The organism is Fructobacillus papyriferae (assembly GCF_018437225.1).
GTDB lineage: Bacteria > Bacillota > Bacilli > Lactobacillales > Lactobacillaceae > Fructobacillus > Fructobacillus papyriferae.
The window spans coordinates 1-18,868 of the sequence record NZ_JAAMFI010000004.1; the positions used below are offsets into that span (position 1 = coordinate 1).

The following is an 18,868-nucleotide window of genomic DNA, read 5'->3' on the forward strand; positions in this document are numbered from 1 at the left end:
TTGGTTAGAGCGCTGTGTTGATAACGCAGAGGTCCCTGGTTCGAATCCAGGATGGCCCACTATTAAGTCGACTTCGGTCGGCTTTTTTTGTTAGCATTTTTTCTCTTTTCGATTGTAAAGGTCTTGTAAAAGTTTCAAGACTGGCATAAAATAGAGTCATCAGCTCATCATAAGTAGGCAGATAAGAGAGGTAGCGGTTGGTGCGAGCTATCAAGCCGAAACTCCAATGAGTCACGTTTAGCGGGTAATGCCGCTCGGTCCCACCGTTATCGGAAAATGAGTGCTGCAGATCTTGCAGAAACTGGGTGGTACCACGGATTGCGTCTTTTTCGTCCCTGACTTTTGTCGGACGAAAAGGCGCTTTTTATATGGTAAGGAGAAATCGAATGCTTGATATCAAATATTTGCGTAAGAATAAAGAAGAAGCAGCGCAAAAGCTACAGGATCGTGGGGTTGAAGCTGGAACGCTCGACGCCCTTTTGGAAAAGGACGAAGCTCGTCGTGCTTTGATTTCAGAAGTTGAAGAATTGAAGGCCAAGCGTAACGAGGCCTCTGACAAAATCGCTTTTGCCAAGCGTCAAAAAGAAGATGCAAGCGAAGCCATTGCTGAAATGCAGGCGGTCTCAAAGCAAATCAAGGAAATGGACCAAAATTTGGCCGATCTTGATGACGCCGTGAAGGAAATGGCGGCCCATTTGCCAAACATTGCAGAAGCCGACGTGCCTGTTGGACCCGATGAGGACGCCAACGTCGAAATGCGCAAGTGGGCGCCTTCTGACTATGAAGGTCGGCCAGAAGCATTGACAGAAGCGCCTTCCTGGTTGAAGCCCCACTATGAAATTGGTGAAGACCTGGGGATCTTAGATTTCGAACGCGGCGCCAAGGTTTCCGGTGCTCGTTTTCTTTACTATGTTGGTGATGGCGCTCGTTTGGAACGCGCGGTTTATAACTTCATGTTGGATGAGCACCGCAAAGAAGGCTATACGGAAATGATCACGCCGATCGTCGTGAACGATTCGGCGATGTTTGGAACAGGACAGTATCCAAAGTTCCAAGATGACGCTTATCGTGTCCGTGACTTGGACCAAACTTACATTCCAACGGCCGAAGTACCGTTGACCAATTACTACTCAGGCGAAACGTTGCCAGCAGAAGACCTGCCAATTTCATTCACAGCCCTTTCACCATCTTTCCGTAAGGAAGCTGGTGCAGCAGGCCGTGATACGCGTGGCTTGATTCGTTTGCACCAATTTAACAAGGTCGAAATGGTTAAGTTTGCCAAGCCAGAAGATTCCGATCATCAGTTAGAATTGATGACAAACAATGCGGAAAACATCCTGCAAAAGCTGGGCTTACCCTATCACGTGATTACATTGTCAACCGGTGACATGGGCTTCTCTGCAGCAAAGACGCACGATGTCGAAGTTTGGATTCCGGCGCAAAACGCCTATCGTGAAATCTCATCGGTTTCAAACACCCGTGACTTCCAGGCTCGCCGCATGCACATCACGTATCGTAATGAGGATGGCAAGCTCGAACTCGTTCACACATTGAACGGATCTGGTTTGGCCGTTGGTCGTACGGTGGCCGCCATTTTGGAAAACTACCAAGAAGAAGATGGCACGGTGACGATTCCTGAAGTGCTCCGTCCATACATGGGCGGACAGGAAAAGTTGAACAAGACGCCACACCATTAATAACAGCCAAAAGGCGCGAAAATGACAAGGTTTCAACCTGTCCTTTCCGGGCTTTTTTTGCTATAATAAAGCTTAGTTTCTAAAATAATTTAAATTAAGTACGACTTTATGAAAGGGGCGTATCTGGGTAACTAGATACCGAACATTCGATGGCAAATCCAATTCGTAAGCTGGTTGATAACTCCCGGCACAAATTAAAGAAAATTGACAAGGTCGCCAATCAAGTAGAAGCCTATGCTGACACGATGGCTGCCATGTCCGATGAGGCCTTGCAAAAGAAGACCCAGGAATTTCAAATTCATATTCAAAAGGCCTTGGCCGGTGTCAAAGAGGACAAGGCCAAGCAAAAGGCGACGGCTAAAGTATTTGATGAACTTCTGCCGGAAGCCTTTGCTGTGGCTCGTGAAGGGGCTAAGCGTGTGCTTGGTTTGTACCCTTACCACGTCCAAGTGATGGGAGCGATCGTCTTGCACGGCGGAAACATCGCCGAAATGAAGACCGGTGAAGGAAAGACTTTGACGGCCACGATGGCCGTTTATTTGAACGCCCTTGCCGGAAACGGTGTCCACGTTGTGACGGTTAACGATTACCTGTCAAAGCGAGATGCTGAGCAGATGGGACAGCTTTATAACTGGTTGGGTCTTTCTGTTGGAATCAACGTTGGTGATGACTCACCTGACAAGAAGCGGGCAGCTTACGACGCAGACATCACGTATTCAACGAACTTCAACATCGGTTTCGATTACCTGCGCGATAACATGGTAACCCGTGCCGAAGACCGGGTCATGCAGCGCGGCTTGAACTATGCGTTGATCGATGAGGCCGACTCCATTTTGATCGATACGGCGCGTACGCCGTTGATCATTTCTGGTCCTGGTTCTGGTATTTCACCACTCTATCAACGAGTCGACCGTTTCGTGAAGACGTTGACTCGCGACCAGGATTACAAGGTCGACGAAGAATCAAAGAACACGTCATTGACGCCAGAAGGAATCAAGAACGCTGAAATTTTCTTCAACCTTGATAACATTTACGATAGCGAAAACACGGCACTGACCCACCACATCGACCAGGCCCTGCGTGCGAACTTCAACTACTTGCGCGACAAGGACTACGTGGTCCAAGAAGGCGAAGTGAAGTTGATTGACCAATCAACCGGCCGTATTTCGGAAGGAACTCGTTTGTCAGACGGCTTGCACCAAGCCATCGAAGCCAAAGAAGGCGTCGAGATCAAAGAAGAAAACAAGTCGATGGCCCAGATCACTTACCAAAACCTCTTCCGAATGTACAAGAAGTTGTCGGGTATGACGGGTACGGCCAAGACTGAAGAAGAAGAGTTGCTTGAAATTTACAACATGGAAGTCATTGAGATTCCAACGAACCGTCCGGTTCAGCGAATCGACATGCCAGACCTGCTCTATCCATCGTTGAAGGCCAAGTACAATGCCGTGGTGAACCGCGTGGCTGAATTGCACAAGAAGGGCCAACCAGTTCTTTTGGGAACGGGTTCAGTTGAATCTTCTGAATTGGTGGATAAGTTGCTTTCAGCACGCAACATTCCACACAATGTGTTGAACGCCAAAAACAACGAAAAAGAAGCGGACATCATTGCAAATGCCGGTCAAAAAGGCGCCGTCACAGTTGCGACCAACATGGCTGGCCGTGGAACTGACATTAAATTAGGCCCTGGTATCGATGAACTCGGTGGTTTGGCTGTGATTGCAACGGAACGACACGAATCGCGTCGTATCGATAACCAGTTGCGTGGACGTGCCGGCCGTCAGGGCGATAACGGCTTTTCACAGTTCTACTTGTCTTTGCAAGATGACTTGATGATTCGTTTTGGGGCCGAAAAGGTTCGTGCCTTGCTTCAACGCATGAATATGGACGAAGAAGACACGGTGATTACCCACCGCTGGATTACGCGTTCCGTTGAATCCGCACAAAAACGTGTGGAAGGAAACAACTACGACACGCGTAAGAATGTCTTGCAGTACGATGATGTTGTCCGTGAACAACGTGAGTTGATTTATAAGGAACGTGACGTTGTTTTGGATGAGCAAAAATCATTGGATTGGGTCCTTTTGCCAATGGTGAAGCGGACGATTGATCGCGTGGTTGACGCCCAAACGCCTGGTAAAGATATGAAGGAATGGCATTTGGATGCAATCCAGAACTTTATCGAATCGTCCTTGACGTCACCAAAGCATGGCGCTGTTCGTTTACAGAACTTGTCCCGTGATGAAATCAAGGATAAGCTCTTCAATTTGGCCGAGGAAAACTTGGCGGATAAGAAGGCAGACTTGCCTGAAGACGGTCAACTCTTGGCCTTTGAACGAGTGGTTATTTTGCGCTCTGTTGACCAACACTGGACAGATCACATTGATGCCTTAGACCGCTTGCGTCAAGGAGTGGGACTGCGTGGTTATGGTCAATTGAACCCCTTGGTTGAATACCAGAACGAAGCATTTGCTAACTTTAATAAAATGATTGCTGATATTGAATATGATGCCACTCGGACCTTTATGAAGGCCGAGATTCGCACCAACATGTCAGCCTAAGTACGAAGCGAACGAGGAGTTCGCTTTTCTTATGGGAGGATCGCCATGGAAGTAGTGGCAGCCAAACAGGCTTTAGCAGGCATCCGAGAGGAAGTGTCTGGCTTTGAAAAGACATTAGATCTCGATGCTTTAACAGAAGAAATTGCGGATTATGAAAACCAGATGACCGAGCCAAGCTTTTGGGATGACCAACAAAAAGCGCAGGGGATCATTGATGAGACCAACGTTTTGAAGAAGCGGCGGGATTCCTTTTTGGCTTTAGGCGAAGCCGCTGATGAAATTGAAATGTTGATCGAGATCGTTTCGGAAGATCCAGAAGACACGGATTCTTCAGAAGAACTCGGCCACTTGGTGGAAGAAACACAGGATGCGGTCAGGGCCTACAATCTGGAACAGCTGTTGACAGGGGAATACGATGGCAACAACGCCATTTTGGAAATTCACCCGGGATCTGGTGGGACAGAATCAACGGACTGGGGCGAAAAATTGTATCGTATGTACACCCGTTGGGCCCAAGCACACGACTTTAAAGTTGATGTCTTGAACTACAACGCGGGTGATGAGGCTGGCATCGATTCAGCTACGATCAAGGTGACGGGCCACAACGCCTATGGCTTCTTACGTTCTGAAAAGGGTGTCCACCGTTTTGTCCGAATTTCACCCTTTGATTCGGCTGGCCGTCGCCATACTTCCTTTGTGTCGGTTGACGTTATGCCTGAATTGGATGATTCGATTGAAGTGGATGTGCGCGATGATGATATCAAGATGGATGTCTTTCGCTCTGGTGGCGCCGGTGGCCAAAACGTCAACAAGGTGTCAACCGGTGTGCGTTTGACCCACGAGCCGACGGGAATTGTTGTGTCCTCAACGGTTGAACGAACGCAGTATGGCAACCGCGACTATGCCATGCGTTTGTTAAAGGCTAAGTTGTACCAGATGGAGTTGGAGAAAAAGGAAGCCGAACGCGCAGCTTTGGCTGGTGAGAAGAAGGAAAACGGCTGGGGATCTCAGATTCGTTCCTACGTCTTGCACCCTTACCAAATGGTGAAGGATCACCGGACCAACTACGAAACCAACCAGCCTCAAGATGTCTTAGACGGGAACTTAGATCCTTTCATCAACGCTTATTTACAGTGGCAGTTAGCCATGAAAAACCCAGATTAAGAAAAGCAGGACAAGTGTCCTGCTTTTTTGCTAGTCCCTCTCGGCCTTTATGAAGGGGCTTGCCTGCGTTATAATAGAAGCCAATCAAGTCGCATTTATATTGAAAAGGAGCAGTTATGGCAAAACAGTATACCAACTCAGCAAAGACAACACTGGCAATTGCCCAGGATCAAGCCAAGTACTTCCGCCACTTAGCGGTTGGAACCGAACACCTGCTCCTGGCCTTGTCTATGGAAAAACAGGGCGTGGCCGGCAAAGTGTTGTCCGAATTTTCCGTGACGCCAAAAGATGTTCAAGAAGAAATTGAACATTACACTGGTTTTGGAATCGAGCAATCCTTTGAGCCTAATCTCTATCTTCCCTATTCGCCAAAGGCCGGTGCAGTTTTAAACTGGTCCAAAGACCAGGCCGAAACGCTTGGTCAAGAAGAGATTGGTACGGAGTTGCTCTTACTTTCATTGATCCAAGATCAAAGCATTTTAGCGGCCCGGGTTCTCTTGGCTTTGGATGTCAATTTGATGGATCTTCAAAAGGCGGTTTTGCGCCGTCTTGGCATTTCTGATTTGCGTAAGCAAATGAAGAGGGGAAAGACTGCCGCCGGTCAAAAGTCAGTTGAAGGGACGCCAACCTTAGATAAGCTGGGCCGGGATTTGACTCAAGTAGCCCGGACAGAAAATTTGGATCCGGTCATTGGACGTGATCAAGAAGTTCGCCGGGTTGTCCAGATTCTGTCCCGGCGGACTAAAAATAATCCGGTCCTGGTTGGTGAACCGGGTGTTGGAAAAACGGCCATTGCAGAAGGCTTAGCTCAACGGATTGTAAAGGGCCAGGTCCCAGATAGTTTAAAGCATAAGCGCCTGATGGTACTAGACATGGGGTCTTTGGTGGCTGGTACCAAGTATCGTGGTGAATTCGAAGCACGTTTGAAGCAAGTCATCGATGAAATCGAAGAGGCTGGGCAAGTCATCCTTTTTGTTGATGAGTTGCACACCTTGGTTGGCGCTGGTGGCGCAGAAGGGGCGATTGATGCGGCTAATATTTTAAAGCCAGCGTTAGCCCGTGGCGACTTGCAGTTACTTGGAGCAACGACCTTTGACGAATACCAGCAATCCATTGAGTCGGATGCCGCCTTAGAACGGCGTTTTGCTAAAGTAACGATTAACGAACCGTCTACTGAAGAAGCCATCGCCATTTTGAAGGGCATTCGGCCAAAGTTTGAAAGTTATCACCATGTTCATATTTCAGATCAGGCCATTGCCTCTTCTGTTAAGTTGTCCGCTCGTTACATTACAGACCGTTTCTTGCCAGATAAGGCGATCGATCTGATGGATGAGGCAGCCGCCAAAGTCCAAATCGATGCAGTTGACCGGTTAACCCCTATTCATCAGGAACGGGCAGCGTTGGTAAAATTGATTAACGACAAAGAACAAGCGATCGCAGACATGGATTTCGAACTGGCTGCTGATTTGCGCTTGAGGGAAATGGCCCTTCGCCAAAAGATCGAACAAGCGGTCAATAAGGCGCAAGGAAAACAAGAAAAACAGGCGCAATACAGCATGGAAGTGCAAGAAGAAGACATTGCGGCCGTGATCTCTGAACAAACTGGGGTACCCCTGACACAAGTGCGAGAAAATGAAACGGATCAGTTGATGAACTTGGAACAGGAACTTGGTAAGCGAGTGATTGGCCAAAAAGAAGCGGTCTCAGCGGTCTCTCGTGCTATCCGTCGTTCTCGTTCAGGCTTGGCTGATCCGAAGCGACCAATGGGAACCTTCCTGTTCTTGGGGCCAACCGGTGTCGGAAAGACGGAGCTGGCTAAGGCCCTAGCGGAATTGGTCTTTGGTTCGGAAGATAACATGATTCGGATTGATATGTCGGAGTACCAAGAGTCCTATTCAGCCTCTCGTTTGATCGGTTCTGCTCCAGGTTATGTGGGTTATGATCAAGGTGGTCAATTGACGGAACAGGTTCGAAAGCACCCCTATTCGATTATTTTGCTAGACGAGTTGGAAAAGGCGAATAAGGATATCTATAATTTGATGCTCCAGGTCTTTGATGATGGCTTCTTGACGGATGCGAAAGGTCGACGGGTCAACTTCCGTAATACGATCATTATTATGACGTCTAACCTCGGGGCAACCCGCTTGCGGGATGAAAAGACAATGGGCTTTGGTTCCGTTGACCAGTCGCAAAATAATGCGGCCATTGAAAAGAAGATCAAGGAGACGGTTAAGGAAACTTTCCGTCCTGAATTTATCAACCGGATTGATGAAGTGCTTGTCTTTGACGCTTTGGAAGAGCCGGAAGTGGAGCAAATCGTCCGCCTTTTGTCAAAGTCGCTGCTTGAGCGCGTAGCCGAACAAGGGGTCAAAATTAAGATTACCAAGTCTGCCGTTCAAGCGATTGCTAAAGACGGTTATGACCGCGAATACGGGGCCCGTCCCGTTCGTCGTTTGATTCAAACAGAGATCGAGGATCGCTTGTCCGAAGCGCTTTTGTCAGGCGAAATTACGACGGCTGACATGGTGACGATTGGGGCTACAAAGGGCCAAATCACGCTAAAAGTGCAAAAGAGTGATCGAAAGGTGCAAGCCTAATTCACTAATAATAAAAGCAGCCAAGCCGTCAGCAGTGATGGCAGAAAGGGCTGCTTTTTTGCTTGGCTGAACAGAAAAAGTGGCAGGGCTGATACGGCGGCACTAAAGACAAATAATAAGAAACGGCTTGGTCCAAAGGCACTTAAGGCGAGTAAAAAAAATGGAAAATCGCCTGCCCCCATGCGCTTGGTATAGGAAAAGAAAGCAAGTAAAAAAAGCAGGACGAGGGCGGGGAGAATGGCTTCGTTGTTGTCGACCCAGAACTTTTGTTGAAAGCAAAAAAGGCTGATGAAGAGTAACCAATCGCTGTGAGTTGATAAGCTTACGGCATCTTCTCGAGCTAAAAAATAAAGCAGATAGGTGACGAAGAGAAGCAGTGAAGCACCGTGTAAAAGATAGATGGCCGAGAGAGATATTGGAAAGAAGACTTCAAAAAGTAAAAAAAGCGGCCAAGAGGAAAAGCGTCTGCCACAGTGGCGGCAGCGCAAGTAAGAGATTAGACCGGAGATGAAGGGGAAGAGTTCGAACCAGGCCAGGGTTTTGCCACAAGAAAAGCAGTAGGAGCGATTGGTCCAAAGAGATCTGCTTTCGACCAGGCGATCCGCTAGGCAACAAAGTGTCGAGCAGATCACACCGTTGATTATGATTGTGCTAAATATCGTCATACTAAATGACACGAAAAGCGTCTGGAAAAAGCTTTTCTGATTGGGTTATTTCTTAAGAAAAAAGCATTAAAAATTTCGCGAAAGGACCTTGACTTTACCCATAAACCTGCTATTATATTCAACGTGCTTTTAAGACATTTTGTTCTTTTGTCAGGGAAATCCCGGCAAAAGGCGGTGTAAAGGCAAGTCTAAGCAGGACTTCCGGGAGCACTTTTGTTTAATGACAAAAATGATACACCTGGAACTGTGAAAAGAAACGAAGGAGAATAGTAGGATGCCTACAATTAACCAATTGGTTCGTAAGTCACGTAAGTCTCAAGCGACTAAGTCAAACTCACCCGCTTTGAACTTCGGCTACAACTCAATGAAGAAGAAAGCAACGAAGAATGCTGCGCCTCAAAAGCGTGGAGTTGCTACCCGTGTTGGAACGTTGACGCCAAAGAAGCCTAACTCAGCTTTGCGTAAGTATGCGCGTGTGCGTTTGTCTAACTTGTATGAAGTAACGGCCTACATCCCAGGTATCGGCCACAACTTGCAAGAACACTCGGTTGTTTTGATCCGTGGTGGTCGTGTTAAGGATTTGCCTGGTGTTCGTTACCACGTTGTCCGTGGTGCATTGGATACTGCCGGTGTTGACGGTCGAATGAGCTCGCGTTCTAAGTACGGAACGAAAGCTCCTAAGAAGTAAAAAGGAGAGGAAAACTTATGCCACGTAAAGGTTATACGAAGCGTCAGGAAGTTTTGCCTGACCCAATTTACAATTCAAAGCTGGTTTCCCGTTTGATCAACAAGTTGATGATCGATGGTAAGCGTGGAACGGCATCAACGATCTTGTATGATGCCTTCGACCAAATCAAGGAAACGACTGGTAACGATCCATTGGAAGTTTTCGAACAAGCCATGGAAAACATCATGCCAGTATTGGAAGTTAAGGCCCGCCGTGTTGGTGGATCAAACTACCAGGTGCCAATCGAAGTTCGCCCAGACCGTCGTACGACGTTGGGTCTGCGTTGGTTGGTTAACTATGCTCGTCTTCGTAACGAACACACGATGGACGAACGTTTGGCCAAGGAAATCATTGATGCCGCAAACGAAAACGGTGCATCAGTTAAGAAGCGCGAAGACACGCACAAGATGGCAGAAGCCAACCGTGCCTTTGCTCACTACCGCTGGTAGGATGAGATTGCAGCTGGCCTGCTAGCTGCCGTTTCTTAGCACGAAATATTCTTTTTTAAAAAGCGAACTGAAACTAGGTCGCTTTTTATTGCAAATAATGAATAAATATTAGGAGATCATTATGGCTAAGCGTGAATATGAGCTTAATCGTACGCGTAATATCGGTATCATGGCCCACATCGATGCTGGTAAGACGACGACGACCGAGCGTATTTTGTACTATACGGGTAAGATCCACAAGCTTGGTGAAACCCACGATGGTGCATCACAAATGGATTTCATGGACCAGGAAAAGGAACGTGGAATCACGATCCAGTCAGCCGCTACGACTGCGGTTTGGCGTGGATTTACTGACCAATACGAAAAGGACCCATTCCGTGTCAACATCATCGATACGCCAGGTCACGTTGACTTCACGATCGAAGTTGAACGTGCCCTCCGTGTTTTGGATGGTGCCGTAGCCGTATTGGATGGTGCCGCTGGTGTTGAGCCACAGACTGAAACGGTTTGGCACCAAGCCACGACTTACAACGTCCCACGTATCGTCTTTGTTAACAAGATGGATAAGATGGGTGCTGACTTTGCGATGTCAGTTGAATCAATGCACAAGCGTCTTCGTGTTAACGCCGAAGCCATCCAATGGCCAATCGGTGCTGAAGACGACTTCGAAGGTGTCATTGATTTGATCAACCAGGAAGCTTACTACCCAACCGATGAACTCGGTTCATCATGGGAACCAAAGCCTATTCCTGACAACTACAAGGAAATTGTGGCAGAACGTCGCGAAAAGTTGATTGAAGCGGTTGCTGATGTCGATGAAGAATTGATGGACAAGTACCTTGAAGGGGAAGAAATTTCCGTTGATGAATTGAAGGCAGCCATCCGTCGTGCAACGTTGGCCCTTGAATTCTACCCAGTTCTTGCCGGTTCTGCCTACAAGGATAAGGGTGTTCAAATGATGTTGGATGCCGTTGTTGACTACTTGCCATCACCTTTGGAAGTTCGCCCATACGAAGCAACGGATCCAAAGACGGATGAAGAAGTTCAATTGGTCGCAGATGACTCAAAGCCATTCGCTGCTTTGGCCTTTAAGATCATGACGGATCCATTCGTTGGACGTTTGACCTTCATGCGTGTTTATACTGGTTCTTTGAAGGCTGGTTCATACGTACAAAACACGTCATCTGATACGCGTGAACGTGTTGGACGTTTGCTCCAAATGCACGCTACGTCACGTACCGAAATTGACGAAGTGTTCTCAGGTGATATCGCTGCTGCGATCGGTTTGAAGAACACGACGACTGGTGATTCATTGACGGATACTGGTCACCCATTGATCTTGGAATCAATGGAATTCCCAGAACCTGTTATCGAATTGGCCATCGAACCAAAGACCAAGGCCGACCAAGACAAGTTGGCTACTGCTTTGCAGAAGTTGTCTGAAGAAGATCCTTCACTTCGCGCCTCAACGAACCCTGAAACGGGTGACACGTTGATCGCCGGAATGGGTGAATTGCAGTTGGATATTACGCTTGACCGTATCAAGCGTGAATTCGGTGTTGAAGCTCAAGTTGGTGCCCCACAGGTTGCTTACCGTGAAGCCTTCACGAAGACTGTTTCAGCTCGTGGATTCTTCAAGCGTCAGTCCGGTGGTAAGGGTCAGTATGGTGACGTTATGATCGAATTCGGTCCTAACGAAGAAGGTGCTGGCTTCGAATTCGAAGACGCCATCGTTGGTGGTGTTGTTCCTCGTGAATACATCCCTTCAGTAGAACAAGGTTTGAAGGACTCCATGAACGCTGGTCCATTGGCTGGCTTCCCATTGGTTGACTTGAAGGCCAAGTTGTACGACGGTTCTTACCACGATGTCGATTCTTCTGAAGCTGCCTTTAAGATTGCCGCTTCATTGGCATTGAAGGAAGCTGCTAAGACTGCCGGCGCAGTGATCTTGGAACCAATCATGGCTGTTTCAATCGTTGTTCCTGAAGAAAACCTTGGTGATGTGATGGGACACGTTTCTGCCCGTCGTGGTTTGATCGAAGGACAAGAAAACCGTGGTGCCGTATTGGCCGTTTCTGCTCAAGTACCATTGTCAGAAATGTTCGGTTATGCAACGACTTTGCGTTCTGCAACGCAAGGACGTGGTACGTTCCAGATGTCATTTGACCACTACCAAGCGGTTCCAAAGAACATCCAAGAAGAAATTATCAAGGCACACGGTTCAGAAGCCTAAGCTTTTGTTCAAGTGTTTTAACCAGACTAGTTTTGCTAGTCTGGTTTTTCTTTTGAAAAAATAGGATGGTGAGGCTTTTTTGGCTAGGTAAAAACCGTGAAAAAACTATACGACAGGCCCACTCCGTTGTAGAATGGAAACACTGAAGGATTGGAGAAAAGTAGATGGCAGCAGAAAAGATTCTTGAATTTAAGCAGGTGGCTTTGTCTTTTGGCGAGACGGAAGTGTTGAAAAACATTGATCTTTCACTTGATTCAGGTCAGTTTTACACGCTTTTGGGACCATCTGGTTCGGGCAAGTCGACCATTTTGAAGTTAATTTCCGGTCAGTTGCAACCTTCTTCTGGCCAGGTCATTTTCGATGGGCAAGTCATTAATGACTTGCCGGCTGAGAGACGGCGGGTGAACACCGTTTTTCAAAATTACTCGCTTTTCCCCAATATGAATGTGTATGATAACGTGGCTTTTGGTCCGCGTTTGAAGAAAATGTCAGAGGCAACCATCGAAGAAAAGGTGAAGGAGATGCTTGGCCTGGTTAAATTGTCGGGCTATGAGAATCGGGAGATCAACGAGCTTTCCGGTGGCCAGCAGCAACGCGTGGCGATCGCTCGGGCCTTGGCTAACGATCCTGAGTTGCTCTTGCTAGACGAACCTTTATCAGCCCTGGATTATAAATTACGAAAGGTCCTCCAAACCGAATTGCGGACCATCCAACGCCGTTTGGGCATCACCTTTGTCTTTGTCACCCATGACCAAGAAGAGGCTTTGGCCATGTCGGATTGGATCTTTGTCATGAACGACGGGGTGATCCAGCAGCAGGGCAGCCCAGAAGACATCTATGACGAGCCGGTGAACCATTTTGTGGCCGATTTCATCGGGGAATCCAACATCGTGCCTGGCATTATGAAAGAAGACTATTTGGTCCACTTTGTTGGAAAAGATTTCGATAATCGCGATGCTGGCATGCGACCAAACGAAGCCGTCGAAGTGGTCTTGCGACCTGAAGATTTGGATTTGACGACACCCGAGGCAGGAAAGCTGGTCGTGACCATTAAGAACCAGTCCTTCCGTGGCGATTATTATGAAATCATGGCCCAAGATGACGATCTGAACCTTTGGCAGGTCCAGGCCACCAATCCGGCTGAAATCGGCTCCCGCGTTGGCCTGACCTTTGATCCAGAAGATATCCACATCATGCGCTACAACGAGTCCGAAGAAGATTTCGACGCCCGTTTGGAAGCCTACGAGGACGATGAGACGCCGACCGATCCATCGGATTCCGCCGACAAAGTCCCTGAGGTGTTCGACCATGAATAAGACCAAGAAACGCTTTACGGAAGCCTATCTCGGCATTTACGGGCTTTGGTTGCTGGCCTTTGTCGTTGCGCCCTTGTTGCTGTTATTGATTCAATCGTTGAACGTGCCGGGGCAGGGCTTCTCCCTTGCCAACTACCGGGACTTCTTCACTTCCGGACCTTATTTAGCGATGACGGTGAATTCGATCTGGTATGCTTTTTTGATCACGGTGATGACCTTAGCTATCGCCTATCCTTTGGCCCTTTGTCTGACCAAATTAAAGCACCGCCAGTTCTGGTTACTGCTTGTCATTTTGCCAACTTGGATTAACTTGCTGTTAAAGACCTACGCCTTCATTGGGCTCTTAGGAAAGGACGGTTTGTTGAACCGAGCGCTTGAAGGAATTGGCTTTGGCTCGAGTCAGTTACTTTTTACAAACGGTGCCTTCTTGTTGGTAGCGGCCTACATCGAACTGCCTTTTATGGTGTTGCCCATCTATAATGCCTTGCTCGATATTGATCCGCTTCTGCCAGCAGCCTCACGAGACCTGGGCGCTTCCTCATGGGAAACGCTTAAAAAAGTCATCTGGCCGCTTTCCATGCCCGGGGTAAAAACCGGTGTGCAAACGGTCTTTATCCCCAGTCTGTCGCTTTTCATGATTACGCGTTTGATTGGAGGCAACAAAGTGATCACCTTGGGGACGGCCATCGAAGAACACTTTCTGGTTACCCAGAACTGGTCCTTTGGGTCAACGATTGGCGTCGTCTTAATTATCGCCATGGCGCTCACCATGGCCTTGACCAACGATAAGCAGAAAAAGAAGAGGGGAGGCCGCAAATGAAAGTAATCGAACGCTTTTGGCTGTCCTTTTGTTTCTTTTTACTCTACGCACCAATCTTGTTTTTGGTGGTTTATTCCTTTAATCAAGGTGAAACGATGCAGACCTTTGATGGCTTTTCTTGGCAGCACTACCAGGAACTTTGGGCCGACACTCGCCTTTTGCAAATTGTGTTGAACACCATTTTGCTGGCCTTGTTGTCTTCCTTGATTGCCACAGTCATTGGGACAATTGGCGCCCTGGCCATTTTCCGAACACAGCGGAAGCTGCTGAAGCAATCACTTTTGAGCCTAAATAACGTCTTGCTGGTCTCGCCCGATGTCATTATCGGAGCGGCCTTCTTGATTTTGATGACGGCGCTTGGCTTAAAAATGGGCTTTTTAACGGTTTTGATGGCTCACGTGGCCTTTTCGATTCCAATTGTCGTCTTGATGGTGTTGCCAAAGTTACAGGAGATGAACCAAGATCTTGCCCTGGCTGCTTCGGATTTGGGTGCAAAACCGACAGAAGTGCTAACGAAAGTCACGCTACCAGTGATTTCGTCTGGGATCTTTGCTGGCTTCTTCATGGCCTTGACTTACTCACTTGATGATTTTGCGGTGACCTTCTTTGTGACTGGAAACGGCTTTTCAACACTGGCGGTCGAGGTTTATTCCCGGGCCCGTCAGGGAGTCTCCTTGGAGATTAACGCCCTGTCGACTTTGATGCTCTTCTTGGCCTTTGTGCTGGTGCTTGCTTATTACGCTTATAGTCAAAAGAAGCAAGGACAAAAGACGAAGTTAAAGGAGAAGGTCAAATGAAAAAGTTAATGATGGCTTTGCTTTTTGTTTTCTTGTTGATTGCGTTGATCCTTGGCTTGCAATGGGGACTTTCGGTCGCCCGTCAGCAGCCAAGTAGTCAAAAGGGAGAAACCCTAACTTTTTATAACTGGGGGGATTATATCGATCCCTCGATCCTTTCAGACTTTAGCAAAGAAACGGGCTACAAGGTCAACTACCAGACCTTTGATTCCAACGAGGCCATGTACACTAAAATTGCACAAGGCGGCACCAACTATGATTTGGCGGTGCCGTCCGATTACATGGTGGCTAAGTTAACGAAAGCAGGCCTGTTAGCAAAACTCGATAAAAGCAAACTGACGGGAATGGATCATGTGAATCCGCAGTTTTTAAACCAATCGTTTGAGCGAGGCAACCAGTATTCGGTTCCTTATTTCTGGGGAACGCTTGGGATTTTGTACAATAAAACCAAGGTCGATGGCAGCAAATTGCAAAACTGGTCGTCAATTTGGTCCGAACAGTACAAGAAACGCTTGCTATTAGTTGATTCGGCACGTGATATTCTCGGCCTAACCTTGATTTCGCAAGGCAAGTCGGTCAATGATCAGAATAAGGCCGATCTGGCTGCTGCTCAGGGGAAGCTTTCTTCTCTAATGCCAAACGTCAAAGCGATTGTCGGCGATGAACTCAAGCTCTACATGGCTCAGGGCGAAGCGGATCTGGCCGTCACCTATTCTGGGGAAGCCAAAATCGCGATGGAGCAAAACAAGGATTTGGCCTACACAGTGCCAAAAGACGGGTCCAACCTCTGGTTGGATAACCTCGTGATCCCAAAGAAAGCGGCGCACAAAAAAGCGGCCTATGCGTTGATCAACTACCTCAACCGGCCAGACGTAGCAGCCAAGAATGCCGACTACATTGGTTATGCCACGCCAAACCAAAAAGCCTATCAGCTTCTGCCTAAATCGGTTAAGTCTGACAAAGCCTTCTATCCAGAGCAAAGTATTTTGGATAGGTTACAAGTCTATGAAAACTTCAACCAATATTGGACGCAAACATACAATGATGCGTTTTTGGAATTTAAGTTGGGCAAGTCGTAAAGAATAGGAAATGATATATGAACCATTTTTATAGAAAAATGCATAGGACAAAATTTGGATGCGGTCTTTCATTATGTGTGGCGTTTTTTTCCATGGTTGTTATTTGTCTATTTATTTATCTTAGTATGAAGGATAATAAAATTAATCCATGGGTTAACTTAGCTAGACATATTGCTACTATCTTTAATAACGCATTCTTACTATTTCTAGCTGTTCCGGTATTCTTAATCTTTTTTGTTCTATTCCTGCATGATAGAAATATTTTTCAAGATCAAAACTATGATGAGGTAGGAACTTCATTATTGAAACTTTGTTTTGGTTTAACCAGTCTTTATTCATTTATGTTTATGGAATGGAAAATTGCGGCATGTCTAATTACACTTGTTGGATTTTCTTATAAATTTATTCTGGAGCCTTTTTCGGAGACGGCAGAAAGTAAAAAGGAACGTCAAAGGCAATTCGTACTAAAAAAGAAAAGTTTTAGAAGAAATTTGAAATAAATCAGGTTCTAGGGAGTTGTTCAATGATTAAATAAATAGCAGAAAAACCCTTGTATACCAAGGGTTTTTCTGCTATTATATTCAAGTACGCCTTTTGGGGATGCCGATGCAAACCCACTAAAAAGACTGGTGTATCAACGTTTAGCGATGATGATTAAGGTTGCGACACGCGCGGCCGCGTTGCCATGGGCGCGCAAACACAACATGTGTTGTCGGTTTTTGATCGGAGTTAGCTGATTTACAAAATCAACGAGGAGGCAGAAAATGGCACAAAAGAAGATCCGTATCCGCTTGAAGGCATACGAACACCGCATCTTGGACCAATCAGCGGACAAGATTGTTGAAACGGCAAAGCGGACTGGCGCAGAAATCGCTGGCCCAATTCCGTTGCCAACTGAACGTTCTTTGTACACGGTGCTTAGCTCACCACACAAGTACAAGGACGCCCGCGAACAATTCGAAATGCGGACGCACAAGCGTTTGGTCGACATTGTGAACCCTACTGACAAGACAGTTGACGCATTGCGTAAGCTTGAATTGCCAGCAGGTGTTGCAATCGAAATCAAGCTCTAATTTGTACCACCCCGCTGGACATTTGTTCAGCGACGAAATGAAGGAGATTAGTCATGACTAAAGGTATCTTAGGCCGTAAAGTCGGTATGACTCAGGTTTTCACTGAATCTGGTGAATTGATCGCCGTGACTGCTGTCGAAGCAACGCCAAACGTTGTCTTGCAAGTAAAGACGCAAGCAACGGATGGCTACAACGCTTTGCAGTTGGGTTACCAAGACAAGCGCGAGATTTTGTCAAACAAACCTGAACAAGGCCACGTTGCAAAAGCCAACACAGCCCCTAAGCGCTACATTCGTGAAGTCCGTGATGCGGAAGGCGAATACAGCGTTGGGGATGCAATTGCTGTTGACACTTTCCAAGCCGGTGAATATGTTGATGTCACTGGTGTTACTAAGGGACACGGATTTGCCGGTGCGATTAAGAAGCTCGGACAATCACGTGGTCCTATGAGCCACGGTTCTCGTTACCACCGTCGCCCAGGTTCAATGGGTGCCATCATTAACCGTGTGTTCCCAGGTAAGCTTTTGCCTGGACGTATGGGTAACAACAAGCGTACGATGCAAAACATTGCCATCGTGCACGTTGACGTTGAAAACAACCTCTTGTTGTTGAAGGGTAACGTCCCTGGCGCCAACAAGTCATTGTTGACGATCAAGTCAACGGTTAAGACAAACGCAAAGCACCCTGAAATCAAGATGGCCGGTTCAAAGCCAGCTGCTGATTCAGAAGAAAACTAAACTGATAGAAAGGAGAACAATCAATCATGACTAAAGTTGCTGTATTAAAGCAAGATGGTTCAAAGGCTGCTGATTTGGATTTGAACGAAGCAGTATTTGCCGTAGAACCTAACAACGCTGTGATTACGGATGCCGTATTGATGCAACGCGCTTCAATGCGCCAAGGTACGCACGCCGTGAAGAACCGTTCTGCGGTTTCTGGTGGTGGACGTAAGCCATGGAAGCAAAAGGGAACTGGTCGGGCCCGTCAAGGTTCAATCCGCGCGCCACAATGGCGTGGTGGTGGAATCGTCTTCGGACCAAACCCACGTTCATACGCTTACCGTATTAACAAGAAGGCTTACAACTTGGCCTTGAAGTCAGCTTTGTCACAAAAGCTTTCGGACAACAAGTTGGTTGTAGTTGACGCATTGGCCTTTTCAGAAGCTAAGACGAAGGACTTCAAGCAAGTTCTTGCGAACTTGGCAGTTGATTCTAAGGCTTTGGTAATCGTTGACGAAGACAACGAAAACGCCTTGCGCGCTGCTCGTAACTTGGCAAACGTTCAAGTAATGACGGCTGCAGGCGTGAACGTCTTGGACGTGGTTAACGCGGACAAGCTGGTGGTTGTTCAATCAGCGATTGAAGAAATCCAAGGAGGTCTCGCCTAATGGATGCACGCGATATTATCCGTCGCCCAATCATTACCGAAGCTTCAATGGCGCAAACGGAAATGAAGCGCTATGTCTTTGAAGTAGACGTACGGGCCACTAAGCCACAAATCAAGCGAGCAATCGAATCCATCTTTGATGTACAAGTTGCCAACTTGAACACCGCTAACGTAAGCGGAAAGAAGAAGCGTCAAGGTCGCTACGTCGGCTTCACTCGTAAGATGAAGAAGGCCACAGTTACTTTGAAGGCTGATTCAAAAGATATTCAAATCTTTAACGAAGGTTAATTTTAATAGGAGGATA

17 protein-coding genes are annotated in these 18,868 nt (G+C 47.2%); 16 read left to right on the forward strand and 1 reads right to left on the reverse strand.

Features of this window, described 5'->3' with window-relative positions:
• The first annotated feature begins 386 nt into the window (after nt 1-386).
• The 4 genes from serS to G6R27_RS05700 all read left to right on the forward strand — a co-directional run bounded on the left by serS (nt 387) and on the right by G6R27_RS05700 (nt 8,019).
• A complete protein-coding gene (gene serS / locus G6R27_RS05685; RefSeq protein ID WP_213820115.1) occupies nt 387-1,697 on the forward strand; it encodes a serine--tRNA ligase in 1,311 nt (436 codons plus the stop codon).
• A 149-nt stretch (nt 1,698-1,846) separates the two neighbouring features.
• Entirely contained in the window at nt 1,847-4,258 is a 2,412-nt protein-coding gene (gene secA / locus G6R27_RS05690; protein WP_213820116.1) for a preprotein translocase subunit SecA, read from the forward strand.
• Between the two features lie 45 nt (nt 4,259-4,303).
• Complete coding sequence (prfB, locus tag G6R27_RS05695) at nt 4,304-5,422, forward strand: peptide chain release factor 2 (protein WP_213820117.1); 1,119 nt, start codon at nt 4,304-4,306, stop codon at nt 5,420-5,422.
• A 116-nt stretch (nt 5,423-5,538) separates the two neighbouring features.
• Complete coding sequence (locus G6R27_RS05700; RefSeq protein ID WP_213820118.1) at nt 5,539-8,019, forward strand: ATP-dependent Clp protease ATP-binding subunit; 2,481 nt, start codon at nt 5,539-5,541, stop codon at nt 8,017-8,019.
• Here G6R27_RS05700 and G6R27_RS05705 read toward each other — a convergent pair.
• A complete protein-coding gene (locus tag G6R27_RS05705; protein WP_213820119.1) occupies nt 8,016-8,684 on the reverse strand; it encodes a prepilin peptidase in 669 nt (222 codons plus the stop codon). The genes G6R27_RS05700 and G6R27_RS05705 overlap by 4 nt on opposite strands.
• Before the next feature lie 274 nt (nt 8,685-8,958).
• On the opposite strand from G6R27_RS05705, the gene rpsL reads away from it, so the two are divergent.
• The 12 genes from rpsL (at nt 8,959) to rplW (ending at nt 18,852) form a co-directional block, all read left to right on the forward strand.
• Complete coding sequence (gene rpsL / locus G6R27_RS05710) at nt 8,959-9,372, forward strand: 30S ribosomal protein S12 (RefSeq protein ID WP_213820120.1); 414 nt, start codon at nt 8,959-8,961, stop codon at nt 9,370-9,372.
• A gap of 17 nt (nt 9,373-9,389) precedes the next feature.
• Nucleotides 9,390-9,860 carry a 30S ribosomal protein S7 gene (rpsG, locus tag G6R27_RS05715; RefSeq protein ID WP_213820121.1) on the forward strand — a complete coding sequence of 157 codons (471 nt, stop codon included), beginning with the start codon at nt 9,390-9,392 and terminating at the stop codon, nt 9,858-9,860.
• A 121-nt stretch (nt 9,861-9,981) separates the two neighbouring features.
• Nucleotides 9,982-12,093, forward strand: a complete 2,112-nt coding sequence (gene fusA, locus G6R27_RS05720; RefSeq protein WP_213820122.1) for an elongation factor G — start codon at nt 9,982-9,984, stop codon at nt 12,091-12,093.
• A 164-nt stretch (nt 12,094-12,257) separates the two neighbouring features.
• Entirely contained in the window at nt 12,258-13,409 is a 1,152-nt protein-coding gene (locus tag G6R27_RS05725) for an ABC transporter ATP-binding protein (protein WP_213820123.1), read from the forward strand.
• Complete coding sequence (locus tag G6R27_RS05730) at nt 13,402-14,229, forward strand: ABC transporter permease (RefSeq protein WP_213820124.1); 828 nt, start codon at nt 13,402-13,404, stop codon at nt 14,227-14,229. Before G6R27_RS05725 ends, G6R27_RS05730 begins: the two co-directional genes overlap by 8 nt.
• Entirely contained in the window at nt 14,226-15,026 is an 801-nt protein-coding gene (locus G6R27_RS05735) for an ABC transporter permease (protein ID WP_213820125.1), read from the forward strand. Before G6R27_RS05730 ends, G6R27_RS05735 begins: the two co-directional genes overlap by 4 nt.
• Nucleotides 15,023-16,105, forward strand: a complete 1,083-nt coding sequence (locus G6R27_RS05740; RefSeq protein ID WP_213820126.1) for an ABC transporter substrate-binding protein — start codon at nt 15,023-15,025, stop codon at nt 16,103-16,105. Before G6R27_RS05735 ends, G6R27_RS05740 begins: the two co-directional genes overlap by 4 nt.
• Before the next feature lie 17 nt (nt 16,106-16,122).
• Nucleotides 16,123-16,605: a hypothetical protein gene (locus tag G6R27_RS05745; protein ID WP_213820127.1), complete on the forward strand. Its 483-nt coding sequence runs from the start codon at nt 16,123-16,125 to the stop codon at nt 16,603-16,605.
• A 264-nt stretch (nt 16,606-16,869) separates the two neighbouring features.
• A complete protein-coding gene (gene rpsJ, locus G6R27_RS05750; protein WP_010691177.1) occupies nt 16,870-17,178 on the forward strand; it encodes a 30S ribosomal protein S10 in 309 nt (102 codons plus the stop codon).
• A 53-nt stretch (nt 17,179-17,231) separates the two neighbouring features.
• Nucleotides 17,232-17,915: a 50S ribosomal protein L3 gene (gene rplC, locus G6R27_RS05755; protein ID WP_213820128.1), complete on the forward strand. Its 684-nt coding sequence runs from the start codon at nt 17,232-17,234 to the stop codon at nt 17,913-17,915.
• A gap of 26 nt (nt 17,916-17,941) precedes the next feature.
• Nucleotides 17,942-18,565 carry a 50S ribosomal protein L4 gene (gene rplD / locus G6R27_RS05760; RefSeq protein ID WP_213820129.1) on the forward strand — a complete coding sequence of 208 codons (624 nt, stop codon included), beginning with the start codon at nt 17,942-17,944 and terminating at the stop codon, nt 18,563-18,565.
• Nucleotides 18,565-18,852 (forward strand): 50S ribosomal protein L23, encoded by a 288-nt coding sequence (rplW, locus tag G6R27_RS05765; RefSeq protein WP_213820130.1) that lies wholly within the window; start codon nt 18,565-18,567, stop codon nt 18,850-18,852. Before rplD ends, rplW begins: the two co-directional genes overlap by 1 nt.
• Nucleotides 18,853-18,868: the final 16 nt, after the last annotated feature.

What these genes read in the sequence shown, in the direction of transcription:
- serS (WP_213820115.1), top strand. Translation starts at nt 387, where the DNA reads ATGCTTGATATCAAATATTTGCGTAAGAATAAAGAAGAAGCAGCGCAA.
- secA (WP_213820116.1), top strand. Translation starts at nt 1,847, where the DNA reads ATGGCAAATCCAATTCGTAAGCTGGTTGATAACTCCCGGCACAAATTA.
- prfB (WP_213820117.1), top strand. Translation starts at nt 4,304, where the DNA reads ATGGAAGTAGTGGCAGCCAAACAGGCTTTAGCAGGCATCCGAGAGGAA.
- G6R27_RS05700 (WP_213820118.1), top strand. Translation starts at nt 5,539, where the DNA reads ATGGCAAAACAGTATACCAACTCAGCAAAGACAACACTGGCAATTGCC.
- G6R27_RS05705 (WP_213820119.1), bottom strand. Translation starts at nt 8,684, where the DNA reads ATGACGATATTTAGCACAATCATAATCAACGGTGTGATCTGCTCGACA.
- rpsL (WP_213820120.1), top strand. Translation starts at nt 8,959, where the DNA reads ATGCCTACAATTAACCAATTGGTTCGTAAGTCACGTAAGTCTCAAGCG.
- rpsG (WP_213820121.1), top strand. Translation starts at nt 9,390, where the DNA reads ATGCCACGTAAAGGTTATACGAAGCGTCAGGAAGTTTTGCCTGACCCA.
- fusA (WP_213820122.1), top strand. Translation starts at nt 9,982, where the DNA reads ATGGCTAAGCGTGAATATGAGCTTAATCGTACGCGTAATATCGGTATC.
- G6R27_RS05725 (WP_213820123.1), top strand. Translation starts at nt 12,258, where the DNA reads ATGGCAGCAGAAAAGATTCTTGAATTTAAGCAGGTGGCTTTGTCTTTT.
- G6R27_RS05730 (WP_213820124.1), top strand. Translation starts at nt 13,402, where the DNA reads ATGAATAAGACCAAGAAACGCTTTACGGAAGCCTATCTCGGCATTTAC.
- G6R27_RS05735 (WP_213820125.1), top strand. Translation starts at nt 14,226, where the DNA reads ATGAAAGTAATCGAACGCTTTTGGCTGTCCTTTTGTTTCTTTTTACTC.
- G6R27_RS05740 (WP_213820126.1), top strand. Translation starts at nt 15,023, where the DNA reads ATGAAAAAGTTAATGATGGCTTTGCTTTTTGTTTTCTTGTTGATTGCG.
- G6R27_RS05745 (WP_213820127.1), top strand. Translation starts at nt 16,123, where the DNA reads ATGAACCATTTTTATAGAAAAATGCATAGGACAAAATTTGGATGCGGT.
- rpsJ (WP_010691177.1), top strand. Translation starts at nt 16,870, where the DNA reads ATGGCACAAAAGAAGATCCGTATCCGCTTGAAGGCATACGAACACCGC.
- rplC (WP_213820128.1), top strand. Translation starts at nt 17,232, where the DNA reads ATGACTAAAGGTATCTTAGGCCGTAAAGTCGGTATGACTCAGGTTTTC.
- rplD (WP_213820129.1), top strand. Translation starts at nt 17,942, where the DNA reads ATGACTAAAGTTGCTGTATTAAAGCAAGATGGTTCAAAGGCTGCTGAT.
- rplW (WP_213820130.1), top strand. Translation starts at nt 18,565, where the DNA reads ATGGATGCACGCGATATTATCCGTCGCCCAATCATTACCGAAGCTTCA.